This window comes from Novosphingobium sp. BW1, from assembly GCF_008107685.1.
In the GTDB taxonomy this organism is placed as follows: Bacteria; Pseudomonadota; Alphaproteobacteria; order Sphingomonadales; family Sphingomonadaceae; genus Novosphingobium.
Genome location: NZ_VIRF01000056.1, coordinates 1 through 7869, shown reverse-complemented (window position 1 = coordinate 7869; position 7869 = coordinate 1). Strand labels below are relative to the sequence as shown.

Sequence of the window (7869 nt, the reverse complement as noted above, 5' to 3'; positions counted from 1 at the left end):
CTTCACCGGCGTGCTGCGGCGCGAGGGTATCGCCATCAGCATGGACGGCCGCGGCGCCTGGCGCGACAATGTCGTGGTCGAGCGGCTGTGGCGCTCGGTGAAGTACGAGGAAGTCTACCTGCACGCCGACGCATGCGTCAGCGAAGCGCGCAGTTCGATCGGCCGATACCTGGGCTTCTACAACGCCCGGAGACCTCACTCGAGCCTCGGCGGACGTACGCCCGATCAAACCTACTTTGACAATCTGCCACAGGCCGTGGCAGCGTGAATTGGCCGCGACTTGCGGGGCGTCACTCCGGCCGGGCTACGCCCGACCTCCATGACGCCCCGCAGGCGCCAGCTTGAACAACCAAACCGCAGACGATCCACTTATCAAACGTCAAAGGCTGTTCAGACAAACCGAGCCACTTCTGCAGGCACACGCGTGATGCCGTATCGCTCCATCGCTTCCAGTTCAGCAGTATTCATGGCAGCACCTGCGTCCTCAGTCGGGAGCGCTGTTGGATTGTCGGTCATATTTATTCCTTTCAAGATTTTAGAAGCTCTAGAAGTGCCGTTGTGTCCACAGTTGCAAAGGTCGAGAAAGTGTCGGAGATCGCATAGGGAAGCACGATTCTGCCCTCCAGTTGCATGGCGCCGCAGGTGTACACGACGTTCGGCACATAACCTTCGCGTTCGGATGCCGCCGGCTGGATGAGTGGTTGGTGGGATCGTCCAATGACCTTCGAGGGATCGTCCTTGTCCAGCAGCACGGCGCCGATCGAATAGTGTCTGACCGGGCCTACACCGTGCGTGAAGAGCAACCATCCTTCGTCCAGTTCGATAGGCGAACCGCAATTGCCGATCTGGATAAATTCCCACGCATGTGCAGGCTGAAGGATAGGCTGGCCAGGACCCCATTCATGCAGATTGTCGGAATAAATGAGGTAGAGATTTTCGTTGTCGTGGCGCGCTATCATCGCGTAGCGCCCGCCAATCTTCCGAGGGAATAGCGCCATTCCCTTATTGCGTGCGCCTACACCTTTGAGCGCCGCCATGCGGAATGACACGAAATCCTCGGTTTCGAGCAGTTCAGACCTGATCGCCTGACCGCTATAGGCGGTGTAGGTCGCGTAGTAGGTTATCTTGCCCTTGTCCTCGAAGGCGACGAAACGCGCGTCCTCGATCCCGTTTGCCTGATGCTCCGTGATGGGGAAGATCACCCGCTCGGTAATCTCGCTGGCGAGATCGAAGGCGAGCTCCACCCGATCACCAACTCGCGCGGTAATTTCGGGAACACTCGCAAGGCGCTGCGGGGCATCGATCGTAACGGTACCGTCAGCCGCGACATTGCCGGTCCGGAAGGTCAGCGACGAGATGTGGCCTTCGCCCACTGCCCTTGCGCTCAGGATGAATCGGCCTCCGGTTGTGCCGAATTGGTCTGGATGCCGAACAATGCTTGGGTTGAAAAGTGCGGCTGCCTCAAAGCTGTATTCATTGAGGAAATAGGCGCCGATCAACTGATGCCGCGCTTCGGATAACGATGGATCGCAGGCAAATGCGCCGGACATTTCTGTCGCTCGCCGATCGAAGATGTCGAGCAGATTCCGGTGTCTGCCTTTGAAGTTCGCGAGCGTTGCCGCCAGCAAGGTTTCGACGCCTGCTTCATCTAGCGCGAGAATTCGCTCGAAGATGCGGCAAGCTCGCGACTTGTCGACCTGGTTCAGGGCTCTGGGCTCGGGCGCAGGCTCGAATGGACGCAGCACCACACGGGCGGGATCCGGCCTCAGGTGCAGCGTCTGGCGATTGAAAAACGGCGTCGAGCGCGTGGTCGTTTCATGCATCGTCACGGTCCAGACAAACAGAGGGTTCAGGGCTGTGGCCGATCGACACGGTGTCGCTGCGGGTCATCGCTTCAAGGGCACGCATGTCCGCCAGCCCCAGCAGATAGGACAAGACGGACTCAGCACCCCGGTTTTCATTCGCGCGGTCGGGATGAAGGCCATCGCGGCAACTCCCGGATTCGATATCGACCAATGCAATAGCGAGATCGTTCTCCCCCAGGAACCAGGCGAATGCCCGCCTTGCCTCATCAGGCCATGGCGCTGCCGGATCGATTGCATTCGCAGCCACGCATGCGGCGATCGTTGAGCAGGCTTCCAGCGGCTGTTGATCGAACAGGCAGGGAGGCGTGCGTTGCCGCGTGAACCCCATCGAGCCGACAGGCCGGAAATGGCCCTGCGGAGCCGTTTGAACCTCGATCAGCCAGCGCAGGCTGCGGAGCCCCACTTCGGTGAAATGGGTGATCCGCGTCGCTTTGCCGGTGCGGATCAATGCTTCACACAGACGGGCATTGTCATAGGTTAGCCGGTCTTCGAACCAGGTCCATTCAGGCGTTTCGGTTGCAATCAGAAGGCGCTCAAGCCGCCGGCCCAATTCTCCACGCAGGGTGTCAGCGTTCCTGTCCTGCGGACAAGTCGCGCAATAGTGGTCGAGGCCGAGCAGCGTGAAGGCCCATGCCCGCGGAGACGTGAAGGCCGTGACCTTTTCCAGCGCTTCGTTGAACAAGTGCCCGGCCCAACTTGCTCGTCCCGGGTCTGAAGAGTGCCGGGCACAGGCACCGAGCGCCCATAGCGTGCGGCCATGACTGTCCTCGGACCCGGCTGGCTCCAGCCATTGACGGTCGAAACCCATGAAATTGCGGAAACGGCCGTTGTCCGGGTTCCAGGCATGCTGGACAAAGGCAGCAAATCGCTGGGACATGGCTTCTGCAAAGGGCTCATCCAGTCCGTTTGCAGGCGTGCAGCACAGCAATAGCCCCCTGGCATTGTCATCGATGCAATAGCCGTGATGGCGATCCGGGATTGAGAACACTGCGTGCTGGAACATCCCGGTGTCGTCGCACATGTCGATGAGATGCCGCGCAGACGCTGCCGGAAGCATGCAGTTTGCGGTCAGCAGATGCGCCGGCGGCGAACCGTCTACCAACGGAGCTGTTGGCAGAGCCCGGCGCGCTGCGCCAAAACACTGGACATACCGCTTCGCCGTATTCGCCCAGATCATTGGGCGACTGGCCGCATAGGCCTTTTTTGCCATGTCGAGACGCGCAGCGACATCTTCGAGCAGACCGGCAATCGCGCGGCCCAAACTCGTCGGATCGCCGAATGGCACCAGGATTCCCGAGCCGTCTTCGAGCAGTTCGGTGGCATGCCAATAGGGGGTAGAGACGACGGGCCTGCCCAGCCCGTGGGAATAGGCCAAAGTGCCCGACGTCATCTGGGCCTCATCCAGATACGGCGTAACGTAGAGGTCGCACATGGAGATATGGTCGAGCAGTTCGGGGCGATCGACAAACCGGTTCAGGAACACAACGTGATCTTTGAGCCCTAGGGCTTCGACCTGCCGGATCAGACCTTCGCGGTATGCTTCCCCGGCTTCCCGCAGAAGCTGCGGATGCGTCGCTCCCATCACCACGTAGAGAGCATCGGGCGAGCGGGCGATGATCGCTGGCATTGCCTCGATCATCTTCTCGATACCCTTGTTCGGGCTGATGAGACCAAAGGTCAGGATCACGTTACGACCCAGAAATCCGAGCTTCTGCTTGGCTCCTAGCGAATCGACGAAGGGTGCGTCAGGAATGCCGTGGGGAATGACGTCGATCTTTTTAGAATCGGCGCCATAGGTTTCGACGAGGATGTGCCTGCCCTTGCGCGCCATGACGACGAGGCGCCTCGATGCAGCAACGATTGCCTCTGTGACCTCGCGTTGATCATCGCTTGGCCGGTCGAGAACGGTGTGAAGCGTAGTAACCAGCGGTACCTTCAACGCCGCAATGAAGTCGAGAATGAGCTTGCCGGCTTCCCTGCCGAATATTCCGAACTCGTGCTGCAGGCAGACGAGGTCGAAACCCTCCCGATTTATGAATTTGGCTGCGTTGCGATATTGCTCCGGATCATCCTGGTCGATCCCGAGCAGAACCGAGGGAGGGTAGTCATGGACGCTTCCCGGGTCGCGCATGACGATAATGGCGGTTTCGGCAACTCCGGCCGAGGATCGGAGCGCCAGTTCAAGGTCAGTCGTGAATGTCGCTATGCCGCAGCGGCGCGGCAGGGCGTTACCGACAAATGCAATCCGGAGTGAGCGCGCTGAAAAATCGTCTCACAGCTTTCCTTTCGGCTTCTTCATCAACTCACTGACGGGAGATACCGGCGGCTTGGGGCCAGTTTTAGGCTTTTCGGTCTTGGGCTTGCGTATCTCACGATTGCTGCGCTTCTGCGATTTGGCCATCTCGACATGCCCGCCTTCATTTTCCCAAGCGGCCAGGCCGGGGATCAATCCAGACGGCTCGTTCGCTTCCGACGCCATCTGGCCATCAGAACTGTTGGTAAGAGTATAAGGACGGTGAGCGTAAGGATGCTCTTTGAGCAGTTTTTGAAACATGTTCAGCTTCCGCCGCAAGGGTTTGAACTTTGCCGCATCGTTAGCTGCAGCGTGCTGCATGAGCGTACCTTGTTCATTTTCTAGGATTTGATTGAGGCACATGGTGCGCACGCCCACATCAAGCGGGGGCGCGGTCGGTCCCTCGGTCACACATGGCTCGGAAGACTTTTTATGTGATGGATGCTTGTAGCATACTTCGCGCGGACCGCTTCACGAATTCGTGAGCGGGCATCAATTCTCATTTGGGACGGAGGCTTGGAGGTAGCCAAAGACATCGTTCGCTTTCGGGCGCATCGGCCTCCCTGAAGCGCCCCGGGTTTTCCGGAGGCTCCGATTTATGAGAAGGAGCTTTCGTGATGAGCAGAACCCGGAATAAGTTTTCACCTGAGATCCGCGATCGTGCAGTGCGCATGGTTGGCGAACATCGCGCCGATTACGGTTCGGAGTGGGAGGCGATGTCTTCGATTGCCGCCAAGATTGGCTGCACGGCCGAGACGCTGCGCCGTTGGTGCCGCGAGGAGGCGACCCGAGCGTGCGCGTCGGGACGAAGAGATCTGTCGTCAGATCAAATGCGTCTACGAGGACAGCCACAGCCTCTACGGGGCGCGCAAGGTCTGGCATCAGCTACGCCGCGAAGGCATCGCAGTTACCAAGTGCACCGTCGAGCGCCTCATGCGCAGTATGGGGCTCGCTGGCATACGGCGAGGCAAGAAGACTGTGACCACCATCAGCGATCCCAAGGCGCCATGCACACTGGACAAGGTCAATCGGGAGTTCCGCGTCTCGCGGCCCAATGCCTTGTGGGTGGTCGATTTTACGTACGTCCACGCCTGGGTCGGCTTCGTCTATGTCGCCTTCGTGATCGATGCTTATGCGCGACGGATCGTAGGCTGGAAGGTCAGCACGTCGTCGGCCACCGCCGGCTTCGCCCTCGATGCCCTAGAGCAGGCTATCCATGCCCGCAGGCCCGGCCCGGACGATGGTCTGATCCATCACAGCGACAGGGGAGTTCAATATCTTGCCATGAACTACACACAGCGCCTTGCCGAAGCCAATCTCGTCCCCTCGGTCGGGAGCGTGGACGACTCCTATGACAACGCCTTGGCCGAGACGATCAACGGTCTCTACGAGGCCGAGGTCATCTGGCGCTAGCGTTCGTGGCCAAGCGTATCTGCGTTGGAAATGGCGACATTGCGCTGGGTGGATTGGTTCAACAACCACCGCCTCTTCGGCCCTATCGGCTACATCCCACCGGCCGAGGCAGAAGCGAACTACTATGCGGCCCTCGAAACCCTCGATATGGTCGCCTGACCCAAACCAAACTGCCTCCGGAAAACCCGGGGCGCTTCATACACAGCGTGTGTCGAAGGTTGAATTCAAGTTTGAACAAGGGCGAGTCATCGAAGCTTCTGGTTGGCAGCAATCCTTCACAAGCAACCTTTTGAAGCAACCCCGGTAATCGGCCCGATGGAGTACCGGACCGTCCGAACCTGAGGACGCAAAATCAGCTGCTGAACGGCGATAAAGGGTCGCTGTCAGGCGAAGAGCTTTGGGAAAAGCGTATCCTGAGTGTCACTTGGGAAACGAAGTGATACCGGCCCCTTCGGAGTATCGGATGCCAGCAATCCAGCGTCGGTTAGCTCCTTTAGGACACGTCGAGCACTGCGCTCGGGCAGACCCGTAAGGCGCGGTGCTGCGCCCCGCTCGAACTCGCCTCGAATAAGGGCCTCCTGGAGCAGCCAGTTACTTTCCGGAGACAGGCCATCTGTGATCAACACATGGCGCTCAAGCCGCTTTGATAGGGTGTCGAGTTCGAAGAGGCTCGACATGTAGCTGATTTGATCGAGGCAGACTTTGAGAAACCACTCGGTAAATCCGACCAGGTGCGCTTCGGAAAGGTTTCCCCGGCCGTCGCGGTCTCCCTGGCGCGGTGCATCGGCCGAGGCCATGTATTTGCGATATTCTGTCCGGCCAGCATCTCCCGGCCCCAGCCCTCGTGCAAGCCCTCGAGATACCGACCATAACCCGTGTGCGCCGATCCCTGCCTTGAGCGCCATGGCGTGGCTCATCAACCGACTAACCCGGCCATTGCCATCGGGAAAGGGATGAATCCAATTGAACCGGTGGTGTGCGGTTGCCAGCGCAAGGATACGCTTTGCCTTCCCAGCTCCCACTGCGGTCATGCGCATTCCATCCTTGGGTTCAAAGGCAAACCGCGAGAAGAAATAGCTCATGAAATCGGCCACTCTGGCCGACGATGGCGGGATGTGACGGCCAATCTGGACATCGTGCTCGGCCCTTGATCGCCATTCGCCCGGCGTCATGGCAAAGCTTCGCTCTCCACCGCGCACGGTGAGCATGTCGATCGAGGCATCCGCGTAGAAATCACGGTGCAACCGCAGGATAAAATCGGGGTCGGCAGGATCGGGAAGTTCGCCGTCAACGGCAGCTCGATCGATGGCTTCCTGCACGCGGTAATGCGCTGCGGCTTCAGCCATGAGATCTCGTTGATCGTCATCGCGTTCGCCAGCCAGCGCGCGCTCGATATCCCGAGGACGGGTGCGGTGCCCCTCGATGAGGTTGCTGTAATAGGTATTCATCAATCGTACGAGGCTGGCGAGATGGAGTGCGGTCTGCGGATGAAGTGCTCGCCCGAGACCTTCGGCCTTGGCTGCTATTTCGGCGACCAGGTCGGGCAAATCGCCGGCCGGTGCGTCGATCCGTGCAGGCTCAATCTGGGTGGGGGATTCGACGTTCATTGCCACAGGTTTGGCCGATCTTTCCAGCAGTTTTCCGATGCTCACATTAGCCCAAGAATATCCGTTTTTCCAGTTTTATGCTTTGCTTTACGCTCTGTCTGATAGGCTATGAAGTGGCCATTTGGCCGATCTTCTGGCCGAAGTCCGCCATCCGTTACTGCGCCTCGCCTCGACGATACCTACGTTTCGGTCGCGCCGGACGTCCATTCCGCAACAGCAGGCAATCGAGCTGCGCTGATGCGTTCTACCTATGGCCATCACGGCCATAGGAGATGTGTCAGAAGTGGCTCGGTTTGTCTGAACAGCCTTTGACGTTTGATAAGTGGATCGTCTGCGGTTTGGTTGTTCAAGCTGGCGCCTGCGGGGCGTCATGGAGGTCGGGCGTAGCCCGGCCGGAGTGACGCCCCGCAAGTCGCGGCCAATTCACGCTGCCACGGCCTGTGGCAGATTGTCAAAGTAGGTTTGATCGGGCGTACGTCCGCCGAGGCTCGAGTGAGGTCTCCGGGCGTTGTAGAAGCCCAGGTATCGGCCGATCGAACTGCGCGCTTCGCTGACGCATGCGTCGGCGTGCAGGTAGACTTCCTCGTACTTCACCGAGCGCCACAGCCGCTCGACCACGACATTGTCGCGCCAGGCGCCGCGGCCGTCCATGCTGATGGCGATACCCTCGCGCCGCAGCACGCCGGTGAAG

Annotated in this window: 7 protein-coding genes and 1 pseudogene; 2 read left to right on the top strand and 6 right to left on the bottom strand. The window is 59.5% G+C overall.

The window, feature by feature from the left end; all coding sequences use genetic code 11:
• Positions 1-268: integrase core domain-containing protein (locus tag FMM79_RS05070; RefSeq protein ID WP_148625073.1), on the top strand; the 268-nt coding region annotated here is incomplete at its 5' end.
• Between the two features lie 122 nt (positions 269-390).
• On the opposite strand, the gene FMM79_RS22065 is transcribed toward FMM79_RS05070, so the two are convergent.
• From FMM79_RS22065 to FMM79_RS05055, 4 genes are all read right to left on the bottom strand, one after another.
• Positions 391-516, bottom strand: a complete 126-nt coding sequence (locus FMM79_RS22065; RefSeq protein WP_256376777.1) for a hypothetical protein — start codon at positions 514-516, stop codon at positions 391-393.
• 11 nt (positions 517-527) lie between these two features.
• Entirely contained in the window at positions 528-1823 is a 1296-nt protein-coding gene (locus tag FMM79_RS05065; protein WP_148626460.1) for a glycoside hydrolase family 130 protein, read from the bottom strand.
• A complete protein-coding gene (locus tag FMM79_RS05060; protein ID WP_240338993.1) occupies positions 1816-3996 on the bottom strand; it encodes a glycosyltransferase family 4 protein in 2181 nt (726 codons plus the stop codon). Before FMM79_RS05060 ends, FMM79_RS05065 begins: the two co-directional genes overlap by 8 nt.
• Before the next feature lie 141 nt (positions 3997-4137).
• Entirely contained in the window at positions 4138-4569 is a 432-nt protein-coding gene (locus FMM79_RS05055) for a hypothetical protein (RefSeq protein WP_148626458.1), read from the bottom strand.
• A 206-nt stretch (positions 4570-4775) separates the two neighbouring features.
• Here FMM79_RS05055 and FMM79_RS05050 point away from each other — a divergent pair.
• Positions 4776-5730 (top strand): annotated as a pseudogene (locus FMM79_RS05050) (IS3 family transposase).
• 224 nt (positions 5731-5954) lie between these two features.
• On the opposite strand, the gene FMM79_RS05045 reads toward FMM79_RS05050, so the two are convergent.
• Positions 5955-7223, bottom strand: coding sequence for a Fic family protein (locus FMM79_RS05045; protein WP_240338992.1), 1269 nt, complete (start codon positions 7221-7223; stop codon positions 5955-5957).
• Positions 7224-7601: 378 nt separating this feature from the next.
• On the bottom strand, positions 7602-7869 hold a 268-nt coding region (locus FMM79_RS05040), incomplete at its 5' end, for an integrase core domain-containing protein (RefSeq protein ID WP_148625073.1).